At 69.9% G+C, this 14,836-nt stretch carries 13 protein-coding genes; 9 read left to right on the forward strand and 4 right to left on the reverse strand.

What is annotated here, in order from left to right:
- Positions 1–70: 70 nt before the first annotated feature.
- Together ACIBK4_RS14315 and ACIBK4_RS14320 are read right to left on the reverse strand one after the other, a co-directional pair.
- On the reverse strand, positions 71–1,060 hold the full coding sequence (locus ACIBK4_RS14315; RefSeq protein WP_398994935.1) for an aldo/keto reductase: 990 nt from the start codon (positions 1,058–1,060) through the stop codon (positions 71–73).
- A 109-nt stretch (positions 1,061–1,169) separates the two neighbouring features.
- Positions 1,170–2,393: a GNAT family N-acetyltransferase gene (locus ACIBK4_RS14320; RefSeq protein ID WP_398994936.1), complete on the reverse strand. Its 1,224-nt coding sequence runs from the start codon at positions 2,391–2,393 to the stop codon at positions 1,170–1,172.
- Between the two features lie 67 nt (positions 2,394–2,460).
- Between ACIBK4_RS14320 and ACIBK4_RS14325 the strand changes: the two genes are divergently transcribed.
- The 4 genes from ACIBK4_RS14325 (at position 2,461) to ACIBK4_RS14340 (ending at position 6,558) form a co-directional block, all read left to right on the forward strand.
- Complete coding sequence (locus ACIBK4_RS14325; RefSeq protein ID WP_398994937.1) at positions 2,461–5,208, forward strand: helix-turn-helix transcriptional regulator; 2,748 nt, start codon at positions 2,461–2,463, stop codon at positions 5,206–5,208.
- 140 nt (positions 5,209–5,348) lie between these two features.
- Positions 5,349–5,474: a hypothetical protein gene (locus ACIBK4_RS14330; protein ID WP_398994938.1), complete on the forward strand. Its 126-nt coding sequence runs from the start codon at positions 5,349–5,351 to the stop codon at positions 5,472–5,474.
- Positions 5,475–5,557: 83 nt separating this feature from the next.
- Positions 5,558–6,148 (forward strand): dihydrofolate reductase family protein, encoded by a 591-nt coding sequence (locus ACIBK4_RS14335; RefSeq protein WP_398994939.1) that lies wholly within the window; start codon positions 5,558–5,560, stop codon positions 6,146–6,148.
- The gene (locus tag ACIBK4_RS14340; RefSeq protein ID WP_398994940.1) at positions 6,145–6,558 is read left to right on the forward strand and encodes a VOC family protein; all 414 of its coding nucleotides are present in this window, start codon (positions 6,145–6,147) and stop codon (positions 6,556–6,558) included. The genes ACIBK4_RS14335 and ACIBK4_RS14340 overlap by 4 nt, the downstream gene beginning before the upstream one ends.
- Positions 6,559–6,620: 62 nt before the next feature.
- Here ACIBK4_RS14340 and ACIBK4_RS14345 read toward each other — a convergent pair whose 3' ends face one another.
- Positions 6,621–7,595 (reverse strand): amidohydrolase family protein, encoded by a 975-nt coding sequence (locus tag ACIBK4_RS14345; RefSeq protein WP_398994941.1) that lies wholly within the window; start codon positions 7,593–7,595, stop codon positions 6,621–6,623.
- 179 nt (positions 7,596–7,774) lie between these two features.
- Here ACIBK4_RS14345 and ACIBK4_RS14350 point away from each other — a divergent pair, with 179 nt between their 5' ends.
- Positions 7,775–8,221 (forward strand): MarR family winged helix-turn-helix transcriptional regulator, encoded by a 447-nt coding sequence (locus ACIBK4_RS14350; protein WP_398994942.1) that lies wholly within the window; start codon positions 7,775–7,777, stop codon positions 8,219–8,221.
- A 165-nt stretch (positions 8,222–8,386) separates the two neighbouring features.
- On the opposite strand, the gene ACIBK4_RS14355 is transcribed toward ACIBK4_RS14350, so the two are convergent.
- Positions 8,387–9,976, reverse strand: coding sequence for a glycoside hydrolase family 32 protein (locus ACIBK4_RS14355; protein ID WP_398994943.1), 1,590 nt, complete (start codon positions 9,974–9,976; stop codon positions 8,387–8,389).
- Positions 9,977–10,162: 186 nt separating this feature from the next.
- Here ACIBK4_RS14355 and ACIBK4_RS14360 point away from each other — a divergent pair, with 186 nt between their 5' ends.
- The 4 genes from ACIBK4_RS14360 to ACIBK4_RS14375 are packed head-to-tail and all read left to right on the forward strand — an operon-like array spanning position 10,163 to position 14,817.
- A complete protein-coding gene (locus ACIBK4_RS14360) occupies positions 10,163–11,572 on the forward strand; it encodes an extracellular solute-binding protein (protein ID WP_398994944.1) in 1,410 nt (469 codons plus the stop codon).
- Positions 11,569–12,534: a carbohydrate ABC transporter permease gene (locus tag ACIBK4_RS14365; protein ID WP_398994945.1), complete on the forward strand. Its 966-nt coding sequence runs from the start codon at positions 11,569–11,571 to the stop codon at positions 12,532–12,534. The genes ACIBK4_RS14360 and ACIBK4_RS14365 overlap by 4 nt, the downstream gene beginning before the upstream one ends.
- Positions 12,535–12,547: 13 nt before the next feature.
- Positions 12,548–13,429 (forward strand): carbohydrate ABC transporter permease, encoded by an 882-nt coding sequence (locus ACIBK4_RS14370; protein WP_398994946.1) that lies wholly within the window; start codon positions 12,548–12,550, stop codon positions 13,427–13,429.
- The gene (locus tag ACIBK4_RS14375; RefSeq protein ID WP_398994947.1) at positions 13,426–14,817 is read left to right on the forward strand and encodes a glycoside hydrolase family 32 protein; all 1,392 of its coding nucleotides are present in this window, start codon (positions 13,426–13,428) and stop codon (positions 14,815–14,817) included. The genes ACIBK4_RS14370 and ACIBK4_RS14375 overlap by 4 nt, the downstream gene beginning before the upstream one ends.
- The last annotated feature ends 19 nt before the right edge of the window (positions 14,818–14,836 follow it).

The following is a 14,836-nucleotide window of genomic DNA, read 5'->3' on the forward strand; positions in this document are numbered from 1 at the left end:
GCCTGCCCCTGACAAGGGCAGGCTACGAACGGCGCCGGGACAGATGGGAAGGCCTGTGCCCTGGGGCGAGTCACCCTGCCGCAGGCAGCACCGCACGTTCGTCCAACAGCCCCTCGCCCCGCAGGTCGGTCCAGAACTCCGGCGGAACAGGTGCGGCGAACGCGGCGATGTTGCGCCGTACCTCCTGTTCCGTGCGCATGCCGACCGCGATGCAGGCGACAGCGGGATGGAGCAACGGGAAGGCCATCGCGGCCTGCGGGACCGTCACGCCGTGTGCCTCGCAGACGTCGGCGATCCGGTGGACCCGCTCCACCAGCTCGGGGCCGGCTTCGCCATAGTCGTACCGAGCGCCCGTAACGGGCCGATCGGTGGCCAGGAGGCCGGAGTTGAAGACGGAGGCGGCCACCACCGACACCCCGTGCTCGGTGCAGGCCGGCAGCAACTCGTCCAGGGCGCTGTGGTCCAGCAGGGTGTGGCGGCCGGAGAGCATCACCACGTCGGGGTCGGACTCCCGTACCAGGCGGGCGAGTTGGCCGGGGTGGTACATGCCCGCGCCGATCGCCCCGACCACGCCCTCGGCGCGGAGTTCGGCGAGCGCGGGGTAGCCGTGCCGCAATGCCTCCTCGAAGTGCCGCTCGGCGTCGTGCAGATAGAGGATGTCGATGCGGTCGAGGCCGAGTCGGATGAGGGAGTCCTCGACGCTGCGGCGGATGCCGTCGCGGGTGAAGTCCCATACCCGGCGGTGGGTGGCCGGGACGGCGAAGGACTCGTCCATCCGCCCCTGCGGGTCCTGCGGCACGAGCAGCCGCCCGACTTTGGTGGACAGCGTGAACTCACCCCGGGGCTTGCCGCGCAGCAGCTCTCCGATACGGCGTTCCGAGTGGCCGATGCCGTAGTGCGGTGAGGTGTCGAAGTAGCGGATGCCCAACTCCCAGGCGGTGTCGAGGGCTTGGGCTGCGGTGGCATCGTCCAGCGGTTCGAACAGCCCGCCCAACGGGCCGCCGCCGAAGCCCAGTTGGGTGACAGCGACCTCGGTGCTGCCGAGCCGGTGCGTGTCCATGCGGTTCTCCTTCGGGTACGGGCTACGTGGACTGGTCGTGGCGTGGTGACCTCGGCCGGACACCAATTCAGAAAGCAGGAATCAGAAGGCGGGAATCAGAAGGCGGGAATCAGAAGGCGGGAAAGGCCCAGCCCGAGGGGTGGAACGGCGCGCGCTCGCCGCGGAAGGCGAGGGAGGCGGCGGTGACCGCCCCCGGCCGCAGTTCCTCCACGCGTCCCGCCGCGGCCAGCGACGACAGGGTGGTGCCGCCCAGATAGGCCGCGCCCAGTTCCGTGGAGGTCACCCTCAAGTCGGCCCGGGCCCGCGTGAGTTCACACGTGACGGAGTCGCCGTCGGCCGACAGGTGGTGGCGTCCGGCGTTCCAGGGGCAGAACGTGTCCTGGACCTCCAGGACCAGGTCCAGCGGGGTGGAGTAACGGCGTGCCGTCAGCGCCCGGTCGATGTCCACCAGGCGGACCCAGAGGTTGTCGGTCACCGTGGTGCGGGCGGCGCGCGGATCGACCAGCAGATGCTTCAGCGGTTCGTCCACGGCACCGTCGTAGACGAGGCCGTCGTGCGCGTCGAGGTCGATGAGGAAGCGCCACAGGGCGGCGTACGACGGCCGGGTGGTGGCCGCGACCTCGATGACCTGTACCGAACCCTGCCGGGAGCGGTAGACGGCATAGCCGGTGGCCGTTCCGCCGGGCTCCAGATGGACGGCGAAGCGCAGTGCCGTGCCTCCGTCGCGGGCGCGTTCGCCGTCGGCGAGCCGGGCCTCCCAGAACTTCTCCGTGCGGTCGACCCATCCGACGGCGGTGCCGCGCACGGATTCGTAGACCTTCTCCAGGAGTGGCCGGGCCTCCTCGCGGTCGAGCAGGCGGACCATCCCGTCGCCGAGGTCCGTGCCGGGGCGCAGGGCCAGGGACCTCTTGTCGGCCCGGATCTCGGCGACGTGGCCGGCGATGCCGTACCCGAAGCGGCCGTAGATCGTGGCTTCGGCGGCGTTGAGCGCGGCGATCGGTTCGCCGCCCGTGTCGTGGAGGTCGGTGAGCTGTTCGCGCATCATCGCGGTGAGGATGCCGCGTCGGCGGTGGGTGGGCAGGACCGCGACGAGTGTGATGCCGGCGACGGGCACGGTCCCGCCGGGGACCGTCATGACACGGCCGTAGATCGACGCCCCACCGACGATTTCGTGGCCGTCGTGGGCGGCGATCGTGCGGTCCGGTTCGAGTGAGGAGGCGGCGTTCCGCAGGCCGCCCTCCTGCCAGTCCTGGCCGTAGGTCGTGGTGACCATGTGAGCCCACGCGTCGAGTTCGTGGGCGCCGATCGTGCGCAACGGGTAGATCGTCGTCATGCGTCGAGCGTGGCCGGATAAACAGCTGCGGCACATCGGGCGATCTCCCTGTTTATATGCTGGCGGCGTGGTGGCGCAGCGCGTGGTCAGTCCGGTGTTGGTCGGCCGGAGCGAGGAGTTGGCGAGGCTGACGGCGGCTCTGGACACGGCCGTCGAGCAGGGGCCGGGTGTGGCACTGATCGCCGGGGAGGCCGGGATCGGCAAGTCACGGCTGCTCGCGGAGTTCGCGCGGTCGCTGGACCCGGGGGTGCGGGTGGTCGGCGGAGTGTGTGCGGGGCTGGGGCGTGACTCCGTGCCGTACGCGCCGTTCGTCACCGTCCTGCGCTCCCTGATCCGGGTCGAGGGCGTGACGCCCGGCCCCTACCCCCGGCTGGCCCGCTGGTTCCCCGAACTCGGCGCGCCGGGCGACGACTTCGAAGGCGGCAGGCACCGGCTGTACGAGGAGGTGCTGACGCTGGTCGAACGGGTGGCCGCCGTCCAGCCGCTCGTCGTCACGATCGAGGACCTGCACTGGGCGGACACGGCCACCTGCGAACTGCTCGGCTTCCTGGCCAGGAACCTGACCCGGCCCGGGGTGCTCCTCGTCATCACCCACCGGCCGCCCGAAGTCGGACCTCTGCTGTCGGAGCTCGCCCGTCGGCCGGGCACGACCCGACTGCGCCTCGGCCACCTCGACGAACGGGACGTGGGCCGCCAGTTGGCCGCGATCCTCGGCACCGAACCGGACCCGGTCACGGTGGGCCGCGTCCATCAACGCAGCGACGGCAACCCGCTGTTCGTCGAAGCGCTCGCCCGCGCCGGTGAACGGACCCCGGACGACGTACGCGATCTGCTGCTGGACGGCCCGCGGTCGCTGCGGACCCCGGCTCGCGAGCTGCTGAGCCTCGCCTCCGTGGCGGGCGGACGGGTCGGCCACCGCCTGCTGGCCGAGGTGGCCGGGCAGGACGGGCCCGAGTTCGACGCCCTGCTGCGCGAGCTCGTCGACCGCAGCCTGCTCGTCACGGCCGGCGACGGCTACGCGTTTCGCCACGCCCTGATCCGGGACGCGGTCTACGACGACCTGCTGCCCGGCGAACGTGCGCGCCTGCACGCCCGCTACGCCGAGGCCCTGCGCGAGGGCGATGCCCCGGCGGAGTTGGCCGCACACGCCCACGCGGCCGGCGACCGCGGCCTTGCCCTGTCGGCCGCCTACCGGGCCGCCGGACAGGCACGCAGCTCGTACGCCTACGCCGAACAGGTCCGTCTGCTCGGCACGGTCCTCGACCTGTGGGATCCGGACGTCCCGCTGGGCGCCGACCGGATCGGCGTGCTGACGGAAGCCGCCGAGGCCTGCATGCTCAGCGGCGACTACGCCCGCGGCGTCGAGTACGCGACCGCCGGACTGGCGGTAGTGGACGAACGACGCGAGCCCGAGCGAGCCGCCCTGCTCCTCGAACACCGGGGCAGACTGCGGCACCGGCTGGACACCACCGGCAGCTCCGACTGGGAACACGCCCTTGAGCTGCTGCCGCCCGGCAGCTCCCAGCGGGGTCGGCTGCTCGGCGTACTGGCGATGGGTGTTCTTCCTGATGTGGACCGGGCCCGTCCGTCGTTCGAGGAGGCGCTCGCGATCGGCCGGGCCACCGGTGACGCCATGGTCACCGTCCGCGGACTGCTGGGCGTCGGTTCCATGACCAACGACCTCGGAATGCTGACCGAGGCCCGCACACTCGCCGAACGACTCGACAGCAACGACCTGTTGATGACCGTGCCCATGTACGAGGCGATGCTGCACACCAGAGCGGGCGACCACCAGCGCACCATCGAGGTCACCGGGGACGGGATCCGCCTCGCCCGCCGCTACGGCCTGGCCCGCAGCCGGGGAGCCGAACTCGCCCGCTACGCGGGAAGCGCCCTGATCCTCGCCGGGCGATGGGACGAGGCAACCGCCGTACTGGAGGAGAGCCTCCGAGCGGACGCACCACCGCAGTCACGGCGAGGCCTGCGCGCCCTGGTCGGCCAACTGTCGCTGCTGCGCGGCGACTTGACGACGGCGGCCGAGGCGGCGGCAGCCCTGGACCACCCCGACGCCGGAAGCCTGTTCTCCCGCCATCAGCTGCTGTGCCTGCTCGCCGTGGCCCAGGGTGACCCCGAGCGCGCCGACCTGCTCCTGGACCGCGCACTGACCGACCCCGCACTCACCCGGATCTACAGCAGCGACGCCCGACCGGTCCTGGTAGCCGGCGCCCTGGTGCAGCGGGCACGGCTGTCCGCACGCGCCGACACGGAGCTACGGCAGCGGGTGGCGGCCCGGCAGTCCCAACTCGCCGCGTTCGACGCCGAGTTCGGCGTGGACGGAAAGCTCGACCGGGCCTGGCGGACCATGCTCCGGGCGCTGATCGAGGACGCCGGCTGGGATCAGGCGGTGGCCTCCTGGCGTGAGCTACGGCAGCCGTACGAACTGGCGCTGTGCCTGTTCCACAGCGCGCGCACCCTGCTGACTGCGGGCGACCGCCCCGGCGCCACGGCCCGCCTCAGAGAGGCCGCTGTGCTCGCCGAAGACCTGAGCGCCGCTCCGCTCGCCCGCCAGATCACCCAGGTCCTGCGCCCGCGCCCCACCCAGGACGGCCTCACCGAACGTGAGCTTGAGGTGCTCCGGTTGATCACCGACGGCCTGAGCAACCGGCAGATCGCCGCCCGACTGCACATCTCGCCGAGTACGGCGGGCGTGCACGTTTCCCACATCCTGACGAAACTGAGCGCTACGACACGGACCGAGGCGGCGGCCATCGCCTTGCGGGAGGGGTTGGCCGGGGCCTACGGCGGCGACAGGTGACGAAGGGGCCGGTGCGGCACTCCTCAAGACCCGTGGATCGGCCTGGAGTTGGACGCGGAGGGCGGCGCACCCTGCCGGGTGATCGGTCGATGGCCGTCTGGAGGGCTGGCGCCGCGAACGGCGGCCGGAAAGGCACGCGCATGGACGGCGAGATCGGCGTGGTCAATGCGGTCGGCAGCGGTGCCGAGGGCTTCTCGCTTGTCGACGAGGTTGCCCGAGGGCAGGGTCGTCGGCGCGTCAGGCCGATGAGTTTGCCGGTTGCGTGAAGTCTTCCTTGTGACGTCTCCGCCCCACCGACGAATAAGGATGCGGCGGGTCCCGATGTCACGGCGAAGAGAAGGAGGCCAGGATGCACACCCCGATTCGGCTTTACATGTCGATGTCGCTCGACGGCTACATCGCCGGGCCGGACGATCGGCCGGGGCAGGAACTCGGACGCGACGGCGGACGCCTGTTCAACTGGCTCGACGACCGGAAGTCCGACGGCCCGAGCGGCCAGATCTACCGCGAAGCACTGGCGACCGGCGCGCTGATCTCCGGCCGACGGACCTTCGAACTCGCCGGGCGCTGGCAGGGCGACCACCACGACGGCGTGCCGGTTCTCGTCCTCACCCACCAGGTGGACGACGGGGACGTACCGCCCGGCCACGCGCGTTTCGTCACCGACGTCGAGGACTGCGCCCGTCAGGCTCGCGCCGCCGCGGGCGACCGGCCGGTCATGGTCCATGGGGCGGGGGCGGCCCAAGCGCTGCTCCGGGCCGGGCAGTTGGACGAGATGGAGATCCATCTGGTGCCGGTCCTCCTCGGCGACGGCCGCCGGCTGTTCGACCACCTCGGTGGTGATCACATCGAACTCGACCTCGTCCGACGGCTTGAGGACCGGGACGTCACGCACCTGCGCTACCGGGTGCGCCGAGCAGGGGCCGGGGAGGCCGCGTGAAGACGCTCTTCGTCTCCTACCGCGTCACCGACCTGGACCGCTCGCTCGGTTTCTACACCGCCTTGGGCTACGTCGAGTTGGGCAGGGTCGACATCGGCGGCGGAGCTCGCCTCGTGATCCTCAGCTTCCCCGGCGAACCGGCCGCCTCCCTCGAACTGGTCCACCGTCCGGCCGACGGCCGCGTCGACGTGGGCAACGGTTTCGACCACCTCGCGATCCAGGTGGACACGCTGACAGACACCCTGAAGGCACTGACCGAAGCCGGCCTGGCGCCGGAGCCCGTCCAGTTTCCGGGCGGCCCTGACGGCCCGAAGACGTCGTGGCTCACCGACCCGGACGGTTACCGGATCGAGCTGGTGGAGTGGCCGTCCGGACACCCTGGCGGCATCACAGCGGCGGACTTCGCCTGAGGTGCGCGGGTCGAGGTCCTCGTCCTTGAGGGAGTGACAGCCTCAGGGGTTGAAAGACAGGTCTAGAGCGCGAGGCCGAAGAGCGTTGCCGCGTTGGTGGAGGCGAACTTCTGTCGGTCCTCGTCGGAAGTGAAGTGGCCGAGGAAGGAGTTGATCTCGTCCTGGGTCGGGTGTTGGAACGGGTAGTCGGTGGAGAAGATCAGCCGGTCGATGGTGGTGACGGACAGGGCGTGGTGGAGCAGCGCGGGGTTCAGCATGCCGGAGGCGGTGATGTGAAAGTTGGTCCGGATGTAGTCCGAGACGGGCCGTTGCAGGCCGGCGAGGCGGGAGAGGCTGTCGGCCCGGTCGAGCCAGAACAGCAGCATCTCACCCCAGTGGCCGAGCACGATCTGCAGGTCGGGATGGCGGTCGAACGTGCCGCGCAGGATGAGCCGGAGTGCCGCGGTCGCGGTATCGAGGTGCCAGCCCCAGCCAAAGGTGGCCAGGCCGAGATCGGTCAGCTCACCGAGGCCTCGGTAGGAGGCGTCGCGCACCGCGTCCGAGGGGATCTGCGGGTGGATGAAGACCGGCTGGCCGAGTTCCGCCGCGGCGGCGAAGAACTCGTCGTAGGCCGGGTCGTCGAGGAAGCGGTCGCCGGAGCGGCCGTAGACCATCGTGCCGACGTGGCCCAGACCCTTCGCGCGCACGAGTTCCTCGACGACGTGCTCCGGGGAGGACATGGGCAGGGTCGAAAGCGCCCGGAACCGTGTCGGGTTCTGGCCGACGGCCTCGATGACCGTGTCGTTCGCGGCGCGGCTCAGGTGTCGGGCCTGTTCGGGGTCGAGCGGTTGGGTTCCGGGTGGGGTCAGGGCGAGGATCGAGATGTCGATGCCCTGGGCGTCCATCGCGGCGATCCGCTCCTCGCCCAGGTCCTCCAGGCGGTGCCGGTGGTCACCCAGCTCGTTGAAGGCGAGGCTCTCGTCCGGTCGCGGCAGGGCTTTGAGGGCGGACGTGAGGTCCGGGGCGATCCAGTGTTCTTCGATGGCGATGAGGGTCATGGTCTTCGTCCTTCGATCGGTTCGACCGGTTCGATCGGGCGGTCGGGCGGTCGGGCGGTCGGGCGGCACGTCCGGTGGCTTCGCTCCTCGATACCTGTCAGATGACAGCAAACTAACGCACGGACTAAAGTAGCTGTCAACTGACAGCAATCGAGTGGCGACGACGGAGGTCCTGGCGCATGGACGAGGAACAGACGTCGAGGCTGTTCGAACTCGCCGACCGGATCCTGGCGGTGGGTCGCCACATCGGGGCGTCGAAGGAGGGCGAGGTCGAGTCGGGAACACCGCTGCAGGGAGCGGTGATGCGCTACATCGACCGCCATCCGGGCACGACGGCCCGCGAGGCCGCCGAAGCCACCCAGATGATCTCCAGCAACTTCAGCCGGGCGGTACGGGGCCTGGAGCAGGCGGGCCTGGTACGGCGCGACACCGATCCGCACGATGCGCGACGGGTGCGCCTGTATCCCACCGAGAAGGCGCGGGAGAACCTGCGACGTCTGCGTGAGCTCTGGAGTCGCCTTCTTGAGGACGCCGTGACCGACTCCGACGACATCGACGCCGTGATCGCGACCCTGCGCACCATCGAGACCCGGCTGGTCGCCCGAACCCGCCCCGGGGCCCGCTGAATCCGGCACCCGTGCCGCGTCCGATCTGCGGCACAGGGAAGGTGACAGGTGGCCATGTCGACCAACTCGCAAGCCACCCAAACCAGTTCAGGACGCACGCCAGTTCAGGACGCACTCCAGGTCCGGCCGGGGCAAGGTTCGGGGACCGGTAATTCGCCTATCGCCTCACATCGAGAACTCCCGTATCACCGTGTTCCGGAACACCGCACTGCCGCCGATCGTGAACAGCGCGAGCCCCGTGTCCAGCAGATACGGGAACACCTGACTGGTGTGCACATAGCGGCCGTCGTCGACGAACATCTCCACCGACGTGCGGTCCACCAGGATGCGCAGCTTGACCGTGCCGGCGGACGGGTCGAACGGGGTGTGGCTCTCCTGCCACTTGCCGGACGTGTCGGCGTTCACCGTGTTGCGTCGGTTGAGGAAGGCGTAGTTGGAGTAGACACCGGCGTCGATGTGCCGACCGCCGCTGGGTGAACGCCTCAACTGGAGGCCCGCGCCAGTGAGTTGGGACCAGGTGATCTCGGTCGTGACCTCGTAGGAGATACCGGTGTAGTCGAGCACCTTCGTGCCGTCCACGGTCACGTCGCCCAGGTTCACCTGGCGGGAGACATGCGCGTCGAGGTCGGCGACGGGCTGGGAGGCGAGGAAGTACGTGCCGTCGGACGCCTTCTCCAGCGTGATCTCGCGGACGACGGAGTCGGTGCCGTTGAAGCCGTCGCAGTCGATGGTGGGGGTGGTGTCGGCGTAGTCCCAGTTGTTCACCCAGCCGAGCGCGTACCGGGCCGTCACGTCCACCGCGCCGCTCGTGTCCCGCTTCTCGAAGGTGACGCCGGCGTACCAGTCCCAGCCGTGGTCGAGCCACTGCGGGTCACTCGCGTCGGCGGTGAACGCGCTCCCGTCGAAGGAACCCGTCCAGTACGCGTACGTGTTGGGCAGCCCCGAGCTCTTCCCGTTGGCGCTCACGCCGAGCACCCATTTCACGGTGCCGTCGCCCGCGGTGACGCGGAACAGGTCGGGGCACTCCAGGACGCCGATGCCGTCATGGACGAAACCGCCCGCGTACGTCCAGGACTTGAGGTCGTCGGAGTGGTAGAAACCGACCTTGTCGTTCTCGGCGAGGGCCATCACCCAGCGGCCCCGGTCCTCGTCGCGGATCACCTTGGGGTCGCGGAAGTCGGCGACGCCGGGGTTGGGCAGGACCGGGTCGGTCCCGTAGTTGGTGAAGGTGAGACCGCCGTCGGTCGAGTAGTAGAGGAACTGTTCCTGGTCGTTCGTGCCGCCGCCGGGGGACATCGTGACGATGACGACCACCGCGCCCGCCCCGAACCCGGCCGTGTTGCCGGTGTCGACCACCACCGAGCCCGACCAGAGGTCGCCGTTGACCGTGGTGTCCTTGGGTACGGCGACCCCGCGGTCGGTGAAGGAGACCAGGTCCTTGGTGGTGGCCAGGCGCCACGCGGTGCCGACGACGCCGGTGAAGTAGTCGGCGTTGTAGAGGTAGTAGTAGTGGTACTCGCCGTCGATCCAGACGGGCCGCTGCGGGTCGTTCTTCCACTGGTCGGGGACCGTGAAGTGGTAGGCGGCGCGGTAACTCGCCCCGGTCGCCGCGGACTTGGCGGCGCCCTCGACCTTGGGTTTGGGCTTGGGCTTTGGGGCAGCCGTGGCCGTTCCAGCGGACAGCAGCGCGGCGGCGGTGCCCGCCGCCGATCCCGCGAACAGTGATCTCCTGGAAATCCCCGAGGTTCCGGGCATGGCACATCGTTCCTCTCGTGGCGGCTCACGGAGTAGAGCAGAGGGCGTGAAAAATCGGCTCCTGCGAACGAGGACTGTAGACCTAACTCGTTAAAGGTCAAGCGTTCCCGACCCTTGACAGGCCTACTGCCCGGTTCCCATCATCTGGGGCATCACCCCTGAACTAACACGAGTTAGGCCCGTTAGATGACTGACTCGCACCTCCCCCGCCGCACGCTGTTGCGGTACGGCGCGTACGGGGCCGGGGCAGCCGCCCTGGCCGGTACCGCCGCGAGCTGGGACCGGCTCACGGGAGCCGACATCCCCGGCCGTGACGACGGCTCCCTCGTCGTCGCCACCCTCGGCTCCGCCTTCGACCCAGCCACCGTCGCCGCGCTCACCAAGGGCTTCCACGAGCTGCACCCCGACATCCCGCTGCGGGTGAACGCGGTGCAGGCCGTCGACTGGTCGGACTTCTTCGCGAAGATCCTCACCCAGATCGCCGCGGGCACCGCCCCCGACCTGGTGTATGTGGCCACCGAGGGCGTGCAGTTGTTCGCCCAGCGGCTCGGCGTGTCCCTGGACCGCTGGGTGCGGCGGGACGCGGCGGAACTGCGTGAGTACTTCGCCGACGTCCACCCCTCGCTGGTCGAGTCGATGATGTACGAGGGCAACCTCTACCAACTGCCCATGGAGTTCAACGCCGCCGACATGTACCTCAACAAGCAGGTGCTGAAGCGGGCGGGCGCGGAGTTCCCGGCGGCCGACTGGACCCGCGACGAATTCACCGCGCTGCTACGGCAGTTGATGCGTTCCGGCGGCTCGCACTTCACGCCGTACTTCTGGACCAACCGCCTGTGGGGCGGCGTGGTCCCCTGGCTCTTCGCGAACGGCACGAACCTGCTCAAGGAGTCGAAGGCGCCCGGCGGCTCCTGGCTGTGGGACACCTTCTATTCGGCCGCCGACCGGAAGGGGCGCGGCGGCGGCTTCCGCTGGACGACCCCGCAGGCCACCGCAGGCCGGGTCGAGGAGGCGTACGACTATCTCGCCTCCCTCGTCCAGGAGGACCTGTGCACCCGGCCCGAGGGCGGCAACGGCAACAACCTGGTCGGCGTGTTCTCCACCGGCCACGTCGGCGTCACACCGGCGGGCGGCTTCTGGGCGGGCGGCCTACAACTGGCCGGCATGCGGGCCACCGACTACGACGTGCAGTACTTCCCGCGCTGGCGCACCCAGCGCCACCAGTTCGGCGCGGCGGGCTACGCGCTGCTGCGCACCTCCAAGAAGCAGGAAGCCGCCTGGGAGTTCATCAAGTACGCGGCCCGCAAGGACACCATGACCCGGCTGTTCCGCAGCAACCAGACCACCCCGGCCCGCCGTTCGATGCTGAACGCCGCCCGCTACGCCGAGAGCGGCCCGGCGCACTGGAAGGTCTTCTACGACACCCTCGACCGGTTCCCCGACACCGGCCCGATCCCCGCGCCGCCGCAGGTCGCCGAGGTGACCGACGTCCTTCTCAAGTACACCGGCACCGCGCTGGCCTCGCCGCGTGCGGTGGGTCCCGCGCTGCGCCGGATGCAGGGCGACCTGGAGCAGGCCATGAAGCGTGCGGTATGACGAACACTCAGGTCCCGAACTCCCAGGCCCCGGCGGTGAGTTCACAGCCCGCCACACCACCGGCCTCCGCCGTACGGCCGTCCGTCCGCGACCGCGGCTCCCGGCTGCTGGCCGCGCTGTTCCTGGCGCCCACGGTCGTCGGCATCGTCGTCTTCACGGTCGTGCCGATCATCGGGTCCGTCGTACTGAGCCTGTTCCACTGGAACGTGATCGACCCGCCCCGTTTCGCCGGCGGCGCCAACTACCGTACGACGTTCACGGATTCGACCGTCCTGGTCTCCTTCCGCAACACGCTCGTCTTCATGGTCCTCGCGGTCGCGCTGCAACTGCTGATCGCGCTCTCGCTGGCGATCACGCTGAACGGTCGGATGCCGGTGTGGCTGCGATCGGTGTTCCGTTCGGCGTTCTTCTTCCCGCTGGTGCTGTCCGCCGCGTCCATCTCGGTGGTGATGAAGTACCTGTTCAACCAGGACTTCGGGGTGGTGAACTGGCTGATCGGCCTGGTCGGCATCGCGCCCGTGCCCTGGCTGACCTCGGAGCACGCGGCGATGGCCACGGTGATCCTGGTCTACGTCTGGCAGCAGTTCGGTTTCTCGTTCCTGCTGTTCATCGGCGGTCTGAACAACATCCCCAAGGAGATCCACGAGGCCGCCGCCCTCGACGGCGCGACCGGCCTGCGCAAGCACCTCGGCATCACGCTGCCGCTGCTGTCGCCGACGCTGCTCGTCGCGTCGGTGGTCGGCATCATCAACGCCCTGCAGGTCTTCGAACAGCCCTACGTTCTCACCGACGGCGGCCCCGGCGACTCCACCCGCACCGTCGTGATGGTGATCTACGAGAGGGCCTTCGAGCAGCTCGACTTCGGCGAGGCATCCGCGGTGGGCGTGCTGCTCTTCGTGATGATCATGGCGGTCACCGCCGTCCAGTTCCGGCTCAGCCGGCGTTTCGTCCACTACCAGTGAGCCGGTGAGCCGCATGAGCGCCACGAGCCAAGCAACCCCGCCCCTGAAAGCGACCCCGACCCTGAGTCGCGTCCGTTACTCACTCGCCCCCTGGGCCCGGATCGCCGGCCTGACGGTGTGCGCCCTGCTGACGCTGGGCCCGGTCATCTGGACCGTCGCCACCTCGCTGCGCACCCCGGCCGAGTCGTTCGACCTGCCCCCGCAGATCATCCCGACGCACCCGACGACAGCGGCCTACCACGGGGTCTTCCAGCAGATCGACGTGTGGCTGCTCGCCCTGAACTCCACGCTGGTGACGGCCCTGGTCGCCGTCGGCCAGATGATCACGGCGGGCCTGGCCGGATACGCCTTCGCGCGCCTGGAGTTCCGCTTCAAGAAGCCGCTCTTCGGCCTGGTCCTGGCGACCATGATGGTGCCGTTGCAGGTCACCATCGTGCCGGTGTTCCTGGTGCTGAAGACGATGGGCCTGACCGACACGCTCCTCGGCCTGATCATCCCGGCCTTCCCGACCGCCTTCGGCACCTTCCTGATGCGCCAGTACTTCCTCGGCATGCCGAAGGACCTGGGCGAGGCGGCCATGCTGGACGGCGCGGGGACCTGGCGGATCTTCCGCTCGGTGTACGCGCCGCTGGCCACACCCGGCCTGGCGATCGTCGGCGTACTGGCCTTCAACTACCACTGGAACGAGTTCTTCCGCCCGCTGATCCTGGAGACCTCCAGCCAGAACTACACGCTCCCGCTGGGTCTGGTCTCCCTCCAGGGCAACCTCGGCACGGGGTCCATCTCGGTGGTCCTGGCCGGAGTCGTGCTCTCGATGCTCCCCGCCGTCGCCGTGTTCGCCGTCGGCCAGCGCCCTCTCCGCGAGGGCATCACCTCTGCAGGAGTCAACCGTTGAGCAATGACCCCAACGCACCGCGTTTCAGGGTCCGTCCGCCCGCCAACTGGATCAACGACCCCAATGGGCCGTTCCGTTGGCGGGACCGCTACCACCTCTTCTACCAGCACAACCCCGACGCACCGGTGCACGCGAACGTCCACTGGGGCCATGCCTCCAGCGCCGACCTCGCGCACTGGGAGCACCACCCGATCGCGCTCACCCCGACGCCCGGCGGCCCGGACGAGGCCGGCTGCTGGTCGGGCTGCGTGACCGACGACGCCGGCACACCGACCGCCGTATACACGGGAGTTGACGGTACCCACACCGGCCTCGGCACCATCTGCCTCGCCCGGGCGGCGGACCCGGACGACGACCGGCTCACCGAGTGGAAGCCGCTGCCGACACCGGTGGTGACAGGACCACCACCGGGACTGGACGTGGTGATGTTCCGCGACCCGTTCATCTTCCGCCACGCGGACCGGCGTTGGGCCCTCGTCGGCGCCGGGCACGCCGACGGCACACCGTCGGTCCTCCTCTACGACTGCGACGACCTGACCGACTGGCGGTTCGCCGGCGTGCTGCTGGACGGCAACGACCCGGTGGCGGCTGGCGTGTTCGGCGACAAGTCGGTGGGCTGGGAGTGCCCGCACCTGTACCGGACGGGAGGCGGCGACCACGTACTCCTGGTGTCCCTGTGGGACGGAGACCCTTGCTCCACCGGATACTTGACGGGTCGTCTGGAACCCGACGCCCAGGGCGAGTTGAGGTTGGTGCCGCGCACCGGCGGCCGACTCGACCAGGGCCGGGACTTCTACGCCCCCGCCGTACTCCAGGAGCCGGACCGCGCACTGCTGTGGGGCTGGTCGTGGGAGTCCCGCCCGGAGGAGGAAGTACTGCGGGCCGGCTGGGCGGGCGTACTGACCGCGCCACGGGAGGTCGACGTCCACCCCGACGGCTCCCTGCGGGTGAGTCCGGCCCCGGAGCTCCAACTACTGCGCCCGGCCGAGCCGTTCATCACCGCGCCGGGCCGGGTGCCGCTTCCACAGGCGTACGACCTGACGGTCACCGCACACGAACAGACCACGGTGAGCCTTCTCCGGGCCGCGTCGGGCCGGGAGTTGACCATCCGCGCGGACCCCGCCTCGGGAACCGTCGTCCTCGACCGCGACGCCTGGCCCCGAACCGGCAGGGAGGGCTCCGCCCCGATCACCGTGCGCGTGCCGAGGACACCGGAACTCACCTTCCGGCTACTCGTCGACGGCTCCCTCCTCGAACTCTTCGTCGCGGACCGGGCGATGGTCACCGAGCGCGTCTACCGGCGCCCGGACGACACCGCCGAGTTGATCGTCGACGGGCCGGGTGCCCGGGTCACCGGGTGGGCGCTGGACCTGCGGGAGCGCGGCTGACCGTGGGCCGGGGCAGGCA

The sequence above is a fragment of the Streptomyces sp. NPDC050528 genome, from assembly GCF_044457795.1.
Classification (GTDB): Bacteria; Actinomycetota; Actinomycetes; order Streptomycetales; family Streptomycetaceae; genus Streptomyces.

Coding starts and splice junctions, on each gene's coding strand:
- ACIBK4_RS14335 (WP_398994939.1), top strand. CDS start 5,558: ATGCACACCCCGATTCGGCTTTACATGTCGATGTCGCTCGACGGCTAC.
- ACIBK4_RS14320 (WP_398994936.1), bottom strand. CDS start 2,393: ATGACGACGATCTACCCGTTGCGCACGATCGGCGCCCACGAACTCGAC.
- ACIBK4_RS14350 (WP_398994942.1), top strand. CDS start 7,775: ATGGACGAGGAACAGACGTCGAGGCTGTTCGAACTCGCCGACCGGATC.
- ACIBK4_RS14360 (WP_398994944.1), top strand. CDS start 10,163: ATGACTGACTCGCACCTCCCCCGCCGCACGCTGTTGCGGTACGGCGCG.
- ACIBK4_RS14370 (WP_398994946.1), top strand. CDS start 12,548: ATGAGCGCCACGAGCCAAGCAACCCCGCCCCTGAAAGCGACCCCGACC.
- ACIBK4_RS14345 (WP_398994941.1), bottom strand. CDS start 7,595: ATGACCCTCATCGCCATCGAAGAACACTGGATCGCCCCGGACCTCACG.
- ACIBK4_RS14355 (WP_398994943.1), bottom strand. CDS start 9,976: ATGCCCGGAACCTCGGGGATTTCCAGGAGATCACTGTTCGCGGGATCG.
- ACIBK4_RS14330 (WP_398994938.1), top strand. CDS start 5,349: ATGGACGGCGAGATCGGCGTGGTCAATGCGGTCGGCAGCGGTGCCGAG.
- ACIBK4_RS14315 (WP_398994935.1), bottom strand. CDS start 1,060: ATGGACACGCACCGGCTCGGCAGCACCGAGGTCGCTGTCACCCAACTG.
- ACIBK4_RS14365 (WP_398994945.1), top strand. CDS start 11,569: ATGACGAACACTCAGGTCCCGAACTCCCAGGCCCCGGCGGTGAGTTCA.